The sequence below is a fragment of the Mycobacterium sp. AT1 genome (genome assembly GCF_002043095.1).
Classification (GTDB): domain Bacteria; phylum Actinomycetota; class Actinomycetes; order Mycobacteriales; family Mycobacteriaceae; genus Mycobacterium.
Map to the genome: position 1 here is coordinate 17,664 of NZ_MVOC01000017.1, position 17,125 is coordinate 34,788.

At 63.9% G+C, this 17,125-nt stretch carries 15 protein-coding genes and 2 tRNA genes; 9 read left to right on the forward strand and 8 right to left on the reverse strand.

Going from position 1 to position 17,125, the window contains the following annotated elements:
* Positions 1-28: 28 nt before the first annotated feature.
* Genes B1790_RS09305 through B1790_RS09315 form a run of 3 tightly spaced genes read left to right on the forward strand, consistent with a single transcriptional unit; the run spans position 29 to position 2,822 of the window.
* On the forward strand, positions 29-1,429 hold the full coding sequence (locus B1790_RS09305; protein ID WP_079922933.1) for a cytosine permease: 1,401 nt from the start codon (positions 29-31) through the stop codon (positions 1,427-1,429).
* Positions 1,426-1,866, forward strand: a complete 441-nt coding sequence (locus tag B1790_RS09310; protein ID WP_079922934.1) for a nucleoside deaminase — start codon at positions 1,426-1,428, stop codon at positions 1,864-1,866. The genes B1790_RS09305 and B1790_RS09310 overlap by 4 nt, the downstream gene beginning before the upstream one ends.
* The gene (locus B1790_RS09315; RefSeq protein ID WP_079922935.1) at positions 1,863-2,822 is read left to right on the forward strand and encodes an isopenicillin N synthase family oxygenase; all 960 of its coding nucleotides are present in this window, start codon (positions 1,863-1,865) and stop codon (positions 2,820-2,822) included. Before B1790_RS09310 ends, B1790_RS09315 begins: the two co-directional genes overlap by 4 nt.
* On the opposite strand, the gene B1790_RS09320 is transcribed toward B1790_RS09315, so the two are convergent.
* A complete protein-coding gene (locus B1790_RS09320; protein ID WP_079922936.1) occupies positions 2,823-3,563 on the reverse strand; it encodes an SDR family oxidoreductase in 741 nt (246 codons plus the stop codon).
* Positions 3,564-3,642: 79 nt separating this feature from the next.
* Between B1790_RS09320 and B1790_RS09325 the strand changes: the two genes are divergently transcribed.
* Genes B1790_RS09325 through B1790_RS09340 form a run of 4 tightly spaced genes read left to right on the forward strand, consistent with a single transcriptional unit; the run spans position 3,643 to position 7,228 of the window.
* Positions 3,643-4,182, forward strand: a complete 540-nt coding sequence (locus tag B1790_RS09325; RefSeq protein ID WP_079922937.1) for a TetR/AcrR family transcriptional regulator — start codon at positions 3,643-3,645, stop codon at positions 4,180-4,182.
* A gap of 42 nt (positions 4,183-4,224) precedes the next feature.
* Positions 4,225-4,698, forward strand: a complete 474-nt coding sequence (locus B1790_RS09330) for a ribose-5-phosphate isomerase (protein ID WP_079922938.1) — start codon at positions 4,225-4,227, stop codon at positions 4,696-4,698.
* A gap of 3 nt (positions 4,699-4,701) precedes the next feature.
* Positions 4,702-5,493, forward strand: coding sequence for an Fpg/Nei family DNA glycosylase (locus B1790_RS09335; protein WP_079922939.1), 792 nt, complete (start codon positions 4,702-4,704; stop codon positions 5,491-5,493).
* Between the two features lie 49 nt (positions 5,494-5,542).
* Positions 5,543-7,228 (forward strand): sodium:proton antiporter, encoded by a 1,686-nt coding sequence (locus tag B1790_RS09340; RefSeq protein WP_079922940.1) that lies wholly within the window; start codon positions 5,543-5,545, stop codon positions 7,226-7,228.
* Between the two features lie 99 nt (positions 7,229-7,327).
* Here B1790_RS09340 and B1790_RS09345 read toward each other — a convergent pair whose 3' ends face one another.
* From B1790_RS09345 to B1790_RS09375, 7 genes are all read right to left on the reverse strand, one after another.
* The gene (locus B1790_RS09345; RefSeq protein ID WP_079922941.1) at positions 7,328-8,185 is read right to left on the reverse strand and encodes a hypothetical protein; all 858 of its coding nucleotides are present in this window, start codon (positions 8,183-8,185) and stop codon (positions 7,328-7,330) included.
* Between the two features lie 55 nt (positions 8,186-8,240).
* The gene (locus B1790_RS09350) at positions 8,241-8,639 is read right to left on the reverse strand and encodes a heme-binding protein (protein ID WP_079922942.1); all 399 of its coding nucleotides are present in this window, start codon (positions 8,637-8,639) and stop codon (positions 8,241-8,243) included.
* A 4-nt stretch (positions 8,640-8,643) separates the two neighbouring features.
* Positions 8,644-9,783, reverse strand: coding sequence for a hypothetical protein (locus B1790_RS09355; RefSeq protein WP_079922943.1), 1,140 nt, complete (start codon positions 9,781-9,783; stop codon positions 8,644-8,646).
* A gap of 188 nt (positions 9,784-9,971) precedes the next feature.
* On the reverse strand, positions 9,972-11,348 hold the full coding sequence (locus B1790_RS34220; protein WP_142271194.1) for a phosphoribosyltransferase: 1,377 nt from the start codon (positions 11,346-11,348) through the stop codon (positions 9,972-9,974).
* A gap of 849 nt (positions 11,349-12,197) precedes the next feature.
* A complete protein-coding gene (locus B1790_RS34225) occupies positions 12,198-13,352 on the reverse strand; it encodes a hypothetical protein (protein ID WP_142271196.1) in 1,155 nt (384 codons plus the stop codon).
* Between the two features lie 625 nt (positions 13,353-13,977).
* Positions 13,978-15,135, reverse strand: a complete 1,158-nt coding sequence (locus B1790_RS09370; RefSeq protein WP_079922946.1) for a TIR domain-containing protein — start codon at positions 15,133-15,135, stop codon at positions 13,978-13,980.
* Positions 15,136-15,397: 262 nt separating this feature from the next.
* Positions 15,398-15,471, reverse strand: a tRNA-Gly gene (locus tag B1790_RS09375).
* Positions 15,472-15,569: 98 nt separating this feature from the next.
* On the opposite strand from B1790_RS09375, the gene B1790_RS09380 reads away from it, so the two are divergent.
* Positions 15,570-15,643, forward strand: a tRNA-Pro gene (locus tag B1790_RS09380).
* A 52-nt stretch (positions 15,644-15,695) separates the two neighbouring features.
* Positions 15,696-17,108 carry a trigger factor gene (gene tig, locus B1790_RS09385; protein WP_158083799.1) on the forward strand — a complete coding sequence of 471 codons (1,413 nt, stop codon included), beginning with the start codon at positions 15,696-15,698 and terminating at the stop codon, positions 17,106-17,108.
* Positions 17,109-17,125 lie beyond the last annotated feature (17 nt).

Sequence of the window (17,125 nt, forward strand, 5' to 3'; positions counted from 1 at the left end):
GCGACGCTGTGCCCATGACGGTGCATTCATGACGACGGCCGAGCCCACCACCGACGGCTCCTACCGCAACAAGATCGTCGCGGTCGAGCCCGGCGGCAACGAATTCATCGCCGAGGCCGACCGCCACGGCAAGCCAAGCCAGTTGTTCTGGACGTGGACGTCGCCCAACCTCGAATTCGCGACGATCTTCGTCGGGGTGCTCGCCGTCTCCGTGTACGGCATGAGCTTCTGGCAGGCCGTCACGGGCATCGTCATCGGCACCGGCCTCGGCGCGCTCGCGCACTACTTCCTCTCGGCGCGCGGTCCCTTGCACGGAGTGCCGCAGATGGTGTTGGGGCGCTTGCCCTTCGGTTTCAAGGGCAACGGTCTGCCCGCCGTTCTGATGTCGGTGACGGCGGGGGTGGGCTGGTTCGCGACCAACAGCGTCAGCGGGGCCTACGCCTTGGCCGCCCTGTTCGGCATCGGACCGCTGGTCGGACTGATCGTCATCGTGCTCGTCCAGACCGGCTTCGCGTTCTTCGGCCACAACCTGGTGCAGGCCTTCGAACGGTGGTCGTTCCCGGTGCTGGCCGTGATCTTCGCGGTCGCCTCGGTCGCGATCCTCACCAAGTCCAACTTCGGCGCGCCCGCCCTGGAACCCTTCGTCGGCGACGGCTCGATGGGCGGGTTCCTGCTCACCGTCGGGACCGCGTTCGGCTACGCCGCGGGGTGGACGCCGTATGCGGCGGACTACACCCGCTACCTTCCCTCGACCGTGTCGACGGCACGGACCGGGTTCTTCGCCTCTGCCGGTCTCTTCCTGTCGTGCGTGGTGCTGGAGATCGTCGGCGCGGCATCGGTCACCATCGGCCCTGCGCTGTCGGAGAATCCGACGGAGGCCTTCGTCGGTGAGCTGGCCTCTCCGATCGCCAAGGCGACGCTGCTGGCCATCGCGATCGGTGCGATCGCCGCCAACTCGATCAACATCTACTCCGGCGCAATGGCCTTCGTGACGATCGGCGTGAAGCTGCCCGCCCACATCGCCCGTGCGTTGGTGACGGTGTTCTTCGGGGTGGCCGGGTTCCTGGTGGCCTGGTGGGCGCTGCCCGACGCCGCCGCGAGCTACGAGGCATTCCTGTTGATCATCGCGTACTGGATCGGGCCGTGGCTCGGGGTGGTGTTCGCCGACCAGTACCTGCGGCGGGGGCAGGCGATCGCCGGCTTCCTCTACGACCGGTCCTACGCGAACTGGGGCGGCCTGGCGTCGTTCGCCATCGGCCTCGTCGTGTCGGTTCTGCTCTTTTCCAACCAGGAGAAGTTCGTCGGGTTCATCGCAAGGGGAGCTCCTCAGCTGGGCGACATCACGTTCTTCGTGGGATTCCTGATTGCAGGCGGCGTATACCTGGTGGCATGCAAATCCAAGATCTCCGCGGAACGTCTGGCGGTATGACCCCTGAGGACATGCTCGACGTCGCCGTAGAGGAGGCCCGAAAGGGATTGTCGGAGGGCGGAATTCCCATCGGGGCCGCACTGTTCAGCCAGGACGGTGTGCTGCTCGGCAGCGGTCACAACCGGCGAGTGCAGGACGACGACCCGTCGGTGCACGGTGAGACCGACGCGTTCCGGGCCGCTGGCAGGCAACGAAACTACCGGTCGACCATCATGGTCACGACGCTGTCGCCGTGCTGGTACTGCAGCGGCCTGGTGCGGCAGTTCAACATCGGCGCGATCGTCGTCGGCGAGGCCAAGACCTTCAGCGGCGGCCACGACTGGTTGGCCGAGAACGGGGTCGACGTCACCGTGCTCTCCGACGAGCGGTGCATCCAGATGATGACCGACTTCATCGAAGCACGACCGGAACTATGGCTGGAGGACATCGGAGAATGAGCGTGATTGCCACGGTTGACATCTCGCGTTGGCGTGCCGGCGGGTCCGCCGCCGCCGCCGTTGCCGCGGAGGTCGACCAGAGCCTGCAACAGGCGGGATTCATCCTGGTCACCGGGCACGGCGTCGACCCGGATCTCGCTGCCGCGGTGCGCAAGGCCAGTCGCGACTTCTTCGCCCAGCCGTTGCAGACCAAACAGCGGTACAGCGTGCCGGTCGGTGGGCACGGCTGGATCGGACCGGGTGCCGAGGCCAACGGTTACTCCGAGGGGACCGAGACGCCACCCGACCTCAAGGAGAGTTTCAGCCTGGGCGCCGAGACCGCGACGGGGGACGCGGACGTCGACCGAATCTGGTTCGCGCCCAACGTATGGCCGGCCGAGGCGCCGGGATGGCAGGCGCTGGTCACGGAGTACACCGACGCGGTGCGTCGCCTCTCCGACGACCTGTTGGCGCTGTTCGCCCACGCGTTGGGGCTGCCAGCCAACCCCTGGGCGGCGCTGGCGGATCGGCCCACGTGGACGATGAACATCAACCACTACCCGCCCGTCAGCGTCGTCGGCGAGCCGGAACCCGGGCAGTTCCGCATCGGCCCCCACACCGACTTCGGCACCGTCACGGTTCTGGATCGCGAGCCGGGAGCCGGTGGGCTGCAGGTGTATTCGGAGGTCGGCGGGTGGGAGGACGCCCCGTATGACCCCGAGGCGCTGACGGTGAACATCGGCGACCTGCTGGAGTACTGGAGCGGTCGGCGCTGGCCGTCGGGCAGGCACCGCGTGCTGCCGCCGCAGCCCGAGGCTCCTGAGGAAGACCTGGTGTCGCTCATCTACTTCTACGAGGCCAACCACGACGCGCTCGTCACGCCGCTCGCGCCGCCTATCGGCAGGGTCGAGGGGCTGACGCCCGTCACCACGTCGGACTTCATCAAGGAACGACTCGACGCCATCACCGTCGGCTAGTTACCCCTGGCTCGTTGGTCGGATCGACAATTCGCCGATCTCGACCTCCCAGGGTTGGTCGACGACGAACTGAACGGCTCTGGCCACCGCGTCGGGGTCGAGTGCGAATTCCGCCATGCCGCGGCTGATTTCGGCGCGGATGGCCGGATCGGTGATGGTGTCGGCGAACTCGGTCCGTGTCATTCCCGGTGAGATCGCCGTCGTCTTCAGCGTGCCGTCGGTGGACTCCTGCCGCAGCCCCTCCAGCATGGTTCGGACGGCGTTCTTGGTCGCCGCGTACACCGCCATCGTCGGGACGATCTTCAGTCCGGCCGTGGAGACGATGGTGACGAAGTGGCCACGGCGCTGGCGCTCGAAGATCGGCAGGGCGGCGTCGATGCCGTTCAGGACCCCGCGCAGGTTGACGTCGATCATCGCGTTCCAGTCCGAGCGTCGGCGGGCGGCCATGGGGGAGATGGGGCCGATGCCTGCGCTGCTGACCAAGACGTCGAGCCGGCCGTAGGTGGAGACGGCGGTCTCGGTGAGCAGCTGGAGGTCCTCGGCGCGGGTGACGTCGACGGTGACCGTAGTCGCCCGACCGCCCGCGTCCCGGATCTGCGACGCCAGTGAGTCGAGGTGGTCGGTGCGACGGGCCCCAAGAACCACCGCGGCGCCCGCGGCCGCGAGTCGGCGGGCGGTGGCCGCGCCGATGCCGCTGCTGGCGCCGGTGATGGCGATGACCTTGTCCTCGAGTGGGCCCATGACTAACCTCCTGAAGTGAATCGGACGAACTGTCCGCTTTGAGTTAAGCGGACAGTTTGTCCACTTGCAAGGGGGCGGTATGGCCGAACGCAGTGACGCGGCGCGCAATCGCGCGATGATCATCGACGCCGCTCGGGAGCTGGTCGCCGAACCGGGCGAGCTCAAACTCAGCCTCGTCGCGCGGCGGGCCGGGGTGGGGCAGGGCACGCTCTACCGCCACTTCGCCACCCGCGACGAGCTGATCCGCGCCCTCTACGACCAAGAGATCGACGATCTCGTCGCGCTGGCGCATTCGCTGCTCGTGGAGTGCGGACCCGACGTCGCCCTCCAGAGGTGGTTCGCCCAGCTCGCGGAGTACGCCCGGGTCAAGCTCGGAGTGATCGCTGCCGTGGAAGCCTCGGTGTGGCAAGACATCTCGGCCCAGACGCCGGGCAAGCTTGCCGGGGCGCTCTCCGCGCTCCTCGACGCGGGCCGCGAACAGGGCGTGCTTCGCGGCGACGTCGACGCCCGCGACGTCATCCTGCTGTCGTGGTTCCTCGCCCACGTCGAGCGTGACGAGTGGGACGAGCGCACACCGCGCCTGCTGAGCGTGCTGCTCGACGGGCTGAGAGTGAGGTAGGCGAGAAGCCAGGGCGCGGACGGGCCGGTTAAGGTGTCCGCCATGCGCGTCTACCTCGGCTCTGACCATGCCGGATACGAACTCAAGCAGGCCATCGTCGAGCACCTTGAGTCGAGCGGCCACGAGCCCGTCGACTGCGGTGCGTTTGCCTACGACGCCGAGGACGACTACCCGGCCTTCTGCATCGCGGCGGCGGAGCGGACCCTCGCCGACCCGGAGAGCCTCGGCATCGTCATCGGCGGTTCCGGCAACGGCGAGCAGATGGCCGCCAACAAGGTGCCCGGCATCCGCTGCGCCCTGGCCTGGAGCGTCGAGACGGCGTCCCTGGCGCGTCAGCACAACAACGCCCAGGTGATGAGCATCGGCGGCCGGATGCACACCGTCGCCGACGCCCTAACGTTCGTCGACGCGTTCCTGACCACCGCGTGGTCGGACGCGCCGCGCCACCAGCGTCGCATCGACATCATGTCCGAGTACGAGCAGACGCACGTCGCGCCACCCGTCCCGGGCGCCTAGGGCATGCCCGAGGGGCACACCCTCCATCGGCTGGCCCGCCTGCATCAGAAGCGTTTCGGCAACGCGCCCGTCGTGGTGACCAGTCCACAGGGCCGCTTCGCCGACTCCGCAGAAGCGGTCAGCGGACGGGTGTTGCTCACCGCCGACGCGTGGGGCAAGCACCTGTTCCACCACTACGAGGGTGGCGCGGTCGTGCACGTCCACCTCGGGCTCTACGGCAAGTTCACCGAGCACCCCCTGCCCCTGCTCGACCCGGTGGGGCAGGTGCGGATGCGGATGGTCGGCGCCGAGTACGGCACCGACCTGAGGGGTCCCACCGTGTGCGAGGTCATCCACCAGGTCGAGGTCGACGACATCGTCGCGCGGCTCGGGCCCGATCCGCTGCGTCGCACCGCCGACGCCTCTCGCGCGTGGGTGCGAATCAGCAAGTCCCGCAGGGCGATCGGCGCCCTCCTGATGGACCAGAAGGTCATCGCCGGAGTGGGCAACGTCTACCGCAGCGAGTTGCTCTTTCGGCACCGCATCGAGCCGCACCGTCCCGGCACCCTTCTCACCGAGGAGGAGTTCGACGGCGCGTGGACCGACCTCGTCGCCCTGATGAAGGTCGGCGTGAGCCGCGGCAAGATCATCACCGTCCGGCCCGAGGACGACAAGGGCCTGCCAGGACTTCGCGGCCGACCGCGGAGCTACGTCTATCGGCGGACGGGGGAGCCGTGCCGAGTGTGCGGGACGCCGATTCGCACCGAGGTGATGGAGGCCCGCAATTTGTTCTGGTGCCCCAGCTGTCAGGTGTAGCGCGAAGGCTGGGTGGGCGCGCCCTGGCGTTTGACGGGACAATCGGCGGGTGGAACTCCTCCTCGTCGTCGTCGGGGCGATCGTCGTCACCGCCATCGCCCACCACCGGGGTCTAGAACCCGCGCTGATCATCGTCGTCATCGGGATCGCGGCCTCGTTCGTCCCAGGCTTCGAGGCGCCCGAACTCGACTCCCACATCCTGCTGACGGTGGTGCTGCCGCCGCTGCTCTACTCGGCGGCGCTGAACTTCTCGTTCCCGACGTTCCTGCGCAATATCCGACCGATCCTCGGTCTTGGCGTCGGCCTGGTCGTGGTCACCGCCTTCACCGTGGCGGCGGTGTCCTCGTGGCTCGTCGTCGTGCCGCTGACGTTCGGCACGGCCCTGATCCTCGGCGCGATCGTCGCCCCGCCGGACGCCGTCACCGCCGTCGCGGTGGGCCGCAAATTGGGGTTGCCGAAGAAGGTGATGGCCATCCTGACCGGTGAAAGCCTGATCAACGACGCCGCAGCGCTGACGTTGTTCACCATCGCGGTGGCTCAGGTCGCGGGCAGCCACACCTTCATCGAGAACCCCTTCCTGCTCTTCGGTTACAGCGCGGTCCTGGGCCCGATCGTCGGCGCCGCACTGGGGTTGGTGACGCTGTGGATCCGCAAGCGACTGAACAACCCGGGCTTGGAGACGGTTCAGGGTCTGGTAGTGCCGTTCGCGGCCTTCATCGCGGCCGAGGAGTTGCACGCCTCGGGCGTCCTGGCGGTCGTCGTCGCCGGCTTCGTCGTCGGCAACGGAACCCTCGGCGCGGGCTACCAGACCCGGCTGCAGGAACGCTACGTCTGGAACTCGGTCGACGTGCTGTTGGAGGCCTTCGTCTTTGCCTACATCGGTCTGCACCTGCGATTCGTGCTCGAGGACCTCCGCGAGGCCCACGAGTCGCTGGGCGAGGTGGCGGTCGCCTCGCTGATCGTGCTGGTCATCGTGATGCTGATCCGGCCGCTGTCGGTGCTGGTCATGTTCGGTCGCAGCAAGCTGTCAAGCCACGTGGAGAGCAAGCTGAGCGTGCCCGTCCCGGCGGCTGGCGGGCGAGGAGCCCTCGGCACCCGTCGCCGTGGAAAGCCGCCCGGCAAGTGGCGGTCGGTCATCGACCGCCGGTCGTTGAGCTGGAAGGAGAACGTGGTGGTCTCCTGGACCGGCATGCGCGGGGTGGTGACGTTGGCCGCTGCCGCGGCGATTCCGGTGACGACGGCGGCGGGGGAGCCGTTCCCCGAACGCGCCACGATTCAGGCCATCGCGTTCGTGGTCAGCGTCGGCACGCTGTTGATTCAGGGCAGTACCCTGCCGCCGCTCATCAGCCGGTTGAACCTGTCGGCGGGCGCGTCGGACTATGAGCGGGAACAGACCCTCAAGGCCGAGCGCGTGGTGCACGAGGCGGCCGACGGGGTGCTCGCCGAGTTCAGGGCAAACCCGCCAGACGGCCTCGATCCGCGGGTGCTCGCCGAGATTCGCAACACCATCGCCAGGCACTCACAGGACGCCGACGAGATGCCCGATCCGGCGACCCACACCTTGCGCGCGGAGGTCTTCGGAGCGCTGTATCTGCAAGTGCTGCAAGCGCAACGGGCCGCCCTGATCGCCGAGCGCGACGAGGGCCTGATCGAAGACGAAGCGGCCCGAGCCATGCTCGACCGGCTCGACCTCCAAGAGGCCGGAGTGTCGGCGCGGCTCGAGAGTCGCTTCTAGTTCGGGTTCGTCTGAGAAGGGCGGGCTAGCGCCGGCCCAGACCCGCTCCCGGAGTTGATGTCACGGGCGATATCTACTTCAGCGCGCAGTGCTCGCTACCTAGAAGCCGCCGAAGTCTCCGCCGCCAAAGTCGCCACCGCCGCCGAAGTCGCCGCCCCAGCCACCGGAGTCACCGCCGCCCCAGCCTCCGCCGGAGTCGCCACCCCAGCCGCCGCCGTCGCCGCCACCGGTGTCGCCGTAGTCCTGGCCCATCTGGTCGCCGCCGCCGTCGAGCTGGCCTTGGTCCATGCCGTCCTGGAACCCGTCGCCGTAGCCGTTCTCGAAGCCCTGCGCGTCATAGCCGACGCCGCCCATGCCGGAGAACATCGCACTGAAGAGCAGCACCGAACCCATGCCCCAGGCGCCTGCCACCAGGGCGGGCTTCCACCACGGCTCGGAGTACCAGCCGGCGGGGACGGGACGCCCGGCGACGCGGCCGCCCGGGTAGTAGTTCGGGGTGCGCTCGGACGGCGACGGCGAGGCCTCGATGTCGCGGCCCTCGAACTCGACGCGGCGCGCTTCGGTCACGGTGCCCGCCGAGTTCTGGCCGGCCAAGGACTCGAGCTCGGGTCCGGGATCCATGTTCATCGCGACGCGGGCCGCGCGCACGTAGTACAGCCCCTCCATGGCGCTCTCCTTGGCGAGCTGCGCCTGCTTCGCGGTGGTGGCCTGCTCGATCTGAGATCCCGCCGCGGTGAAGCGCTCGGAGGCGTCGGCCAGCGCCTGCTTGGAGGCGTCGTCGGTGCCGGTCAGGTTGATCACCTGACCGCCGAGGCGGTCGATCGTCCGCCGGGCGTCGGCCTTGGCGTCGTCGAGCGATGCCGCGTTGCGCTTGCCGGACGCCTTCGACGAGGCGATGACGGCGAAGGCGATGACGGCGATGAGAACGACGATGAGCACCAGCAGAAAGCTGTTCATGGCGCCCAGCCTACCGACAGGAAACGGTGTCGAACCGGGCCGGATGAGGGCATTCTCAGAATGCGCGCAGTCCGGCCTCGGCGCAGGCGGCGTCATCCTCGGCGCTGGCACCGCTGACGCCCACCCCGCCGACGATCCGGCCACCCGACGTGATCGGCACACCGCCCCCGAATATGACGAACCGACCACCGCCGTTGGCGTGCAGGCCGAACAGCTCGCCACCGGGAGCGGCGAGGACGGCGAGCTCGGCGGTCGAGATGCTGTTGGCGACCGCCGTGTAGGCCTTGTCGACCGCAAGGACCGGCCCGGCGATCTCGGCGCCGTCCATTCGGCCGAAGGCCACCAGGTGACCGCCCGAGTCGACGACGGCCGCCGACACCAGGATCGATCGCCTGGCCGCCTCGGCGTGCGCGGCCTCGACGATGCGGTAGGCGGCTGCGAGATCGGGAGTCACCTGGTCATTCTGGCCCGGCGTCGCCGTCCTCGCTGCCCGTGCTTCCCGTGTCGTCGCCTGGGGTGGCGGCCGGTGTCGTGTCTGCCGCGGGGGTGGGCGTCACCGAGTCGCTCTTATGGGGCTTCGGGGTGTCGTCCTCGGTGCCTGCCGGCTCGACCTTGTTGCCGGTCTTCATGACGTCGGTGGTGGCCTCGGCTTTGTTCTCGGTGTCGGCCGTCGGCGTGAGCTTGGTGGTGGGCTTGGTGACGGTCTCTTCGTCGACTGGCTCGGGTGCGCGGTGTCGCGCGGAGGTCGTCGGGGTCTCGGAAACCTCTTGGACGACGGAAGTATTCGCGACCGTCGCGGTGTGCGGCGGGGCGACCGCCGCGTCCGGGGTGATCGGCGGCAGCTCGTGCAGCGGGGTGCCGATCAGCGGCCCGCCCCCGATCAGGTGCTGGACCGCCACGACGACGGGGTTCTCGAAGATCCCGTTCACGAGGCCGATGACGACGGGATTTCCCTTGGCGGCGGCGATCAACCGCCGCTGCACGACGGCGATGGGTCCGCCGCGATAGTCGGTGACCTCGTCGGGGAAGAACGCGATGATGGCGGCCCGTTGGCCGGGATCGGCCGTCGCGTCGAGCAGCCGGTTGCGGACCACCTGGATGAGGCCGCCGGTGACGAAGTCGCTGATGAACTGGTGCTGGTCGGGGTCGGTGAACAGTTGCAGGAAGCGGTGGGCCTCCGACTGGAACACCCCGCCTTCGAAGAAGTCGTTCAGGATCTGGGTCTGGTCGGGGCTCGTGAGCCGTGACGTCGCCTGCTTCTTCAACACGCCGGCAATTCCGCCGTGGAAGAAGTCGCCGATCACCTCCTGCTGCTGCGGATCCCGAAACGACAGGAGCAGCTGGCGGTAGACCGCGGTGGACAGGTTCGCCAAGACCGGGGTGACGGCGGGGTCGAAGAGGGTGCTGACCGGTGGCGGCGTGACGGCCACCGCGAGGCCGGTCGACCGGGCGGCCAGCGCCACCTCGGTGGCGTGGACGACGTGAACGTCTTTGGGCGCCAACGGTGCCGCGACGGTAGTCACCGACGCAACGGTCAGGGCGGCGGCGGCAATGCCGAGCCAGCGTGGGGCAGTGCGTACCTGTGGTGAACGGCTCACGGTGGGCTCCCTCGCCGGCTATGTCAACAATTGGTGACATGACCGTAAGCGTGCAGGCGGACCATGTCAACAGGTGATGACTTAGCCGTTGGGGTCAAACCGGCTTCCTCTATCGAGAAGCCTGTCATGGAGCGGCCTTGGAGGAGTTGCCTACGCCTATCGGGGCACCTGCGACCCCAAAGAGGCGTTCAAAAAGATGTTCCGAAAATCATGGATCGGAAAAAATCAATTCCAATCTCGTCAGCATCATCATCAATCTCAAGTATCTCTTCTAGTGCATCAGGTATAGGCAGCTTTTGCCTTGCGATCGCAAGCAAAATCTCAAATTTAATTCCGTGCGACCCGTGCTCATTCAATCGAGCGGCTATATTTGACTTCATTTTTTGGCTTGGGCGTGGCGGCAAAAGATCGTGGGGCCGAGCCGCGCGGAGAATTGCAGCAGTTATGGCCGGCGCATAGAAGCGGCCGCGGATCCAAAATTCAGGTGTGAGTATCTTGGATACAGGAGGGCGATAGTCTTCATCTAACTGACCTAGACTCCGCATCTCCTGAAAAGTGCTTGCGACCGAGAAGAAGAGTTCCGCCTCCGTAGCCTCTGCCGGTGCAAAAATCGAATTGGCGCCAAGTGGAAGGGCGGTATCGTCCGCCGACCAAAACAGGTTTTCGATCAATCCTTCATGGGGAGCATCCAGTATTTCATATCGCTGAACGAAGTCGTTGCTATATTCTCCGTCATCACCCATGCCAGCATATTTGCTGAGTGCCTCATGTTCAAGGCACCATGGACATTCTGTTTCGTCCCAATTTGGCAATATGACCTCTTCGATCGCATGAAACGATCGTTCGTCAGTTGTCATCTGGTCGACTAGGTTGCGAATGGCCTGCGCATCGTCGCTCGAAGTCGGACGGGACACAGCAACGAGCGCGTGTACGTCTCCGGTCTCGCGTCCCAGCTCGAATAAATACTGCCGATAGCCACGTAAGCGATCTCCACTGATAACAACGTCATCCAGTATCAGAAGGGATTTCGATTCGCGAATTCGTTCTCGGTCTGAGTCGCTTAGTGTATGAAAGCGATTTTCATCACAACGAATCGGATCTATACCAAGTTGACTACGCGCGAACTCCGCCATCATCTCTGCAGCACGATGCTCTGGACAGATTATTACATCGATGGACTCGGAGAGATCATGGAGTTTCGATGATAGGGCCGCTCGGAAATCTTTGCTTTTGAACATTCCTCTCGCGTCTATCGAGACGGCGTGATGGCGACGATGCCCGTCTATCTCCTGCTGGTGGGCGAGAATCGTACCGGTTCCCGCATACTTTTTAACGAATGCCGATGACGTGCTCGCAAGCGTCTTCGTTAAGCGGTGACGACTTACGGCCCCTGTAACCTCGATATGCAGGCTCGCAGCGCTTATCGGAATTACCGTCGATGTTCCTTGACTGCACAGCATGCATGGCAAGATTGGTTCTACGCCATGGGGCGCCGGCGCGAGCACGGCGACATCTTGCAGGGTTCTGCCTGGGTCGCCGTAAAGAGCAGCAAGTGAGACTGTCATGTGGGCGTCTCGCGCGGCTGTAGCGAGATGTTCGAGCGTACGTCCTGAACTGACTACTGATCCAATGCATAAGGTGTGAAGTTCTGTGAGACGTGAAATCTCTCGAACACGAAGTAGGCGTGCAGATAGCTCATCGCGTGACTCAAGAGTGCTCTCATTGAGGACGTCAACAGCAAGGATGGATCGAGCCGCTTCAAACTTTTGGTCCCTCAGATACTGAGATAGGCCGAGTCCAAGGGCAAATAGAGTGGCTGAATCTAGAAGTACGATGGTGTTGGGCAGAACTTGTTCCACAAGCCAAAAGCAAGCGGCGTCGAGCGCGTGCGCACTCTGCAAGGCGGTTCCTACCCGTAGGAAGGCGCTGTAGTGATATCCGGTAGGACTCTTGTAATGAAATGCGGAACTTTCTGGCAACAGTGCAGCAGGTTGTGCCGCGATTACCTGTAACTCAGCTGACCGCAGTCTTTCTAGAAGTTTATCTTTAACATTATCGGGTATAGCGCTAGATCTGCCAACTGCAGTGAGTTGGTAGTCATTATCACAAAAGTGCAAAATGTAGAAACTTGCCCCTTGGAATCGATGCTCTAGGCGAGCCACCTCCTCGCTATGTATACGGGTTAGTGCATCAGCTTCATCGCGATGTGCCCGAAGTACGAAAGTGCGTGACAGGCGTCGGGCGTTGACAGGCAGTTGCTCGTATATATGACCTGCGAGGCTGCGTAGGTCTTGTCGACGGGAAATAGGAACATAGATGATCTCGGCGAATGCTCGGTCGTGGGGCGCCGTGCCAAAAGATATTGCGGTTGTTCCTACGGATCCCTTGTGGTCTGCAACGTGAATGCGCTGCATCTAGAATTCGACTCTTCCGGAGCGCCGCGCGTCTACCCCCCACGGCAGCAAGATCGTGACTGAAGTACCTGCTAAATGCGGAAGCAGTCGGTCTTTTCTCAGATGGAGTTCGCGGTCCCCTTGCGAAGTATCGTCGAGGAAGTGTCTAGTAAATTCTAGGCGGCCTGTCCTAATCGCCATAAATCCATGCAAGACGTAGCAAGATTCAAGCGCGATATCGAGCCCCTCTCCAGCGTCGGGGTCAATGAGGGATCGAGATGTCCCATGGCGAGTGAATGCTTTTCGAGTGGCGCCCTCCTCTTCGCTCAACGTATCTGAATAGATATTCTGATTGCCCGCCATTGTTCCCGCTATTCCGGGTCCGGGATCCGAGACCGTGATCTCAATTAAATTGGGGCTCCCAAATTTCTCCCGAATTAAATGGAGATAGCTGACGAGTTGAAAGTTTTCTGATCCAGCTAAACTCTCGTCTGCCAACTGCTGCAGTTGATAGCGCCGAACCTCGATGAACCGAAGACCATTTGTTGGCTTGCCGTCGACCGACGAGGCATGGACTTCGGTATTTTTGAGTACCTCCCAGAGGTAACTTCTTAAAAAGAATGAGGCCTCTTCATCATTACCGCTGCTTATGTTGAATGACTTCGTAATGATATTTTCGAGCTGTTTTCCGAAAGTTCGTTTGTGCCCCGTGAGGAGATAGTCCAGTAGCCTGGGCCGAACTTCTGGGCGCTCGTCTCGAATGACCCAAGAAAGTCTATTGCCCGCGGAAATCTCACCGCGTTTGATAATAAGAGACTTCCGCTGCGCCGATTGAACCTGTTCATATACAGATTCGCCATTTTGTGTGACAATATCTGTGCAATATTGTCCCAAGATATATCCCAATAATTCATCAGTGAAAAATTTTCGATGCCAGGTACTTGGCCCAATCCCGCTTTCCTTATTGCCCGTGTGGATATGGAGGCGTAGTGGTTGCCCTCGCCGGTCTAGTTGCGAGACGAAGGCGAGCATTCGTGCGCTAGCTCCGATTCGAGTTGACTTGGGCTGATGAAGTGTTAGGTCTACTGTCAATTTCTCGCTATCGCTGAGAAATTGATCTGCGATATTCTCGACGTACTCGCCCGTCAAGCCCGCTGATACGGTTGTTTCTTTCATCGAGTCTCCAAGTGCATATGAGGCAGATAAGCAAGCCGCAGGCTCCCTTTGGTGAGGCTTGTGGTGGTCCGACCTGCTGCTTCTGCCGTCCGTGGCAAAGCGGCTGTGAGACGCAACACGGTGGACGACTCTAGTCCGCGCCGGTGACTCAGGTTATAGCGCGGGTTTGCGAAGCTCGCACTTCTATCATGCTGGCCGGTGCGAAGGCGTAGACCGTTAAGTCGAAGGCGTACCGAAGCCAGGTCTGTCGCGATAATGCAGGCGGCGGACCTGGCTGGGGTCTGGGTAGAGGAAGGGGAGCCGAGGGTCGATTTGGATGCAAACGCCCCTCGTGCGTCCGCAACGTTCGCGAAGGCGATCTCAACCCGTGGTTCTCGTTGCTCGGCAACGAGTCAGCTGTTCTGCGAGAGTGGTCCGCAGCCTCCGTCGCACGTCGGGCTCTTCTGCATTGCGGCGGGTAGGCCGATCTTCGAGGTGATCCGGTTAATAGACTGCTCAACAGCCGAGCGCGACGTAGTCCGTGCGCACCTACTGGAGGGCGAGAAGTCCGACTCGATGACCGCTCCGGAAGCGATGCAACCGCAGCGTCAGAAGCCCGCGGCGGGAACGTGATCCGGCTGCGGAGCTAGTAGCCCTCGTCGGTTTCTGCAAGGTCCTTCAGCTGGCGAACCAGCTCTTCGAGCAATTCGTTGTCCATGTGGATCCGAATCTCGACGGGTTGATCGATGTTCTTGCCTTCGGCCGCGAGAAGACGGGCAGGCATCGTCGCGACCAGCTCGAGATACTCCTCGATGAAGTCTTCCATGCCGCGGAGGGGCTTATCGACGAGACGGGCGGCGGTGTCGAGAACGTTGATGAACCTTGACGGTGCCGCAACGCCGCGCACCCGCTGCGCGAGTTGAAGGTAGCGATCGTAAAAGTCCATGAGTCTTGTTGCGGCGTGGACGATTCCATCGGGGTCTGCAGCCGTCTCATCGTCGGCAGTGCCGAAGACTGATTGGAATGCCTCCGTCAACAGGAAGCCATTCATCTGTTGGCCAACTTGCTCGACGTCGTACATCGTGTTGGCTGCGAGTTCCTGCAATTGTTCGAAGGTGCTGATCCGCTCACCCGTGGGGTGCGCGAAGGCGAGACGGTGGTCGCGCATTGCCATCGACATCGCTTCCCGTCGCTGGACCAAGACGGACGCGAACGCTGCCCACCGCCACGAATGCGGGCGCTCTTGCAGGAGCGCAACGAGGCCCTCCTGAGATGTCTGCACTTCGCCGAATCGAGGCTCGTCGTCGGCCGGGTCAGTTTGCTTGATCATCACGGCGTCGAGCTTTTCGCGGATGGCCTCGATGACACCAGGAACCCCTTCGCGCAGTCCGTCGAGATCTCCGATCGTGCCCAGCAACCCCTTGACGTCGTCGAGCTTTGTCGAGTCAAGACGCACCGGAAGGATGTACGCGCCCTGAGTCATCATGCGACGGCGCAGCGCGGCCTTGCGCTCGACGCCGCACCACTCCTTCTCGGCGTACTCGCGCGAGATGAACATGACAACGTATCGGGCCTCATCGCGATACAGGGTTGTGAACACTTCTGTTAACTCTTCGCCCCAGAGCGCCGCCTTGTAGTCGGCGTCGTAAAGTACGCGGTCCTTTGGCAAACCAAGCCCGCGCACCACATCCTGTACGAAATCGCGCTGCTCGCCCGCGAACGACACCGCGATGTCGTACTTATACTCGGTCGGCTGGTCGGTGACTTGCGTAGGCGGTTCGTCGGGTGCCGCTTCTTCGCTCATCTCGTCACTCCTAGGTGCGCGGCCCCTTCCCGGTTGAACGGAACCAACAGCATCGACGATATGCGAACGCTTGTTCGAGTCATGGGCGACGCGCTGTCGGTGGGGTGGCCGTGAGCGGCCTACGCGCAACACTGGTCTCGACTGTCACTGGAGCCCCAGGGGTAACGCAGGGTTGGAGTTCTTATCGACCGTTCCGCGGTATGGCCGGGATACGGAGAAGGCCGCCGAACTGTCGTTCGACGGCCTCTGCGCTGGTACCTGGTGGAGCGGGCGACGGGAATCGAACCCGCGTAGCTAGTTTGGAAGACTAGGGCTCTACCATTGAGCTACGCCCGCGTTAGCACTGCACGGGAGACTGTACCGGCGAGGACGTATTCAAATCCAATTGATGCCCGCGCAAGTCCAGCCCGTAGTATTCCGACGGCGGTGAAGCACGGGGTGTAGCGCAGCTTGGTAGCGCATCCGCTTTGGGAGCGGAAGGCCGCAGGTTCAAATCCTGTCACCCCGACCGGAACGTCGACACCCGTCGAAGAAGACACAGACATGCAAGGAGTAACGCCGTGAAGAGCACCGTCGAGAAGTTGAGCCCGACCAGGGTTCGCATCAACGTGGAGGTGCCGTTCACGGAACTGCAGCCCGACTTCGACCAGGCATTCAAGGAGCTGGCCCGGACCATCCGGATGCCAGGATTCCGCCCGGGCAAGGTTCCCGTGAAGCTGCTGGAGTCGAAGATCGACAAGCAGGCCATGCTCGACCAGGTCGTCGGCGAGGCCGTTCCGGCCCGCTACAGCGAGGCCATCGCCAGCGCCGAGGTCCAGCCACTCGGGCAGCCCGAGATCGAGGTCACCAGCAAGGAGTACGGCGGCGACCTGACGTTCACCGCCGAGGTCGACGTCCGGCCCGAGATCACCCTGCCCGACCTGTCGGCGCTGGCCTTCACCGTCGACGCCATCGAGGTGACCGACGAAGAGGTCGACACCGAACTGCAGAACCTGCGCGCCCGCTTCGGCACGCTCACCGGCGTTGACCGTCCCGCCCAGGACGGCGACTTCGTCTCCATCGACCTGTCGGCGACCGTCGACGGCGAGGACGTCGAGGAAGCCAAGACCGAGGGTCTGTCTCACGAAATCGGATCGGGCAACCTGATCGAGGGTCTCGACGACGCGATCAAGGGCCTCTCGGCCGGCGAGAGCAAGACCTTCACCACCAAGCTCGTCGCGGGCACGCACGCCAACGAAGATGCCGAGGTCACCGTCAAGGTCGTCACCATCAAGGAGCGCGAGCTTCCCGAGCCCGACGACGAGTTCGCCCAGCTGGCAAGCGAATTCGACACCATCGACGAGCTGAAGGCGAGCCTGGTCGACCAGGTCAAGCAGGCCAAGCGCATCGGTCAGGCCGAGCAGATCCGCGACAAGGCGCTGGAGACCCTGCTCGAGCAGGTCGAGGTCCCGCTGCCCGAGGCGATCGTGCAGGCCCAGGTCGACGACACCGTGCACAACGCGATCCACGCCCTCGACCACGACGAGGCGAAGTTCGCCGAGGCGCTCGAGGCCGAGGGCAGCACCCGCGAGGAGTTCGACGCCGACAACCGCTCGAATGCGGAGAAGGCCGTCAAGACCCAGCTGTTGATGGACGCCGTCGCCGACCAGCTCGACATCCAGGTCGGTCAGAACGACCTCACCGAGCGTCTGGTTCTCATGTCGCGGCAGTACGGCATCGAGCCGCAGCAGCTCCTGCAGGTGCTGCAGCAGAACAACCAGCTGCCCACCATGTTCGCCGACGTGCGCCGTGGCCTGACCATTGCCGCCGTCGTGCACGGCGCGTCCGTCACCGACTCCGAGGGCAACGAGGTGGACACCACCGAGTTCTTCGGGCCGACCACCCCGCTCGGGGCCGAAGCCGCCGACGAGGCCGAGGATGAGTCGGACGACGAGGTCGACGAAGCAGCCGACGAGGCCGACGAGTCCAAGTAACCCCGAAGTGACGCTGT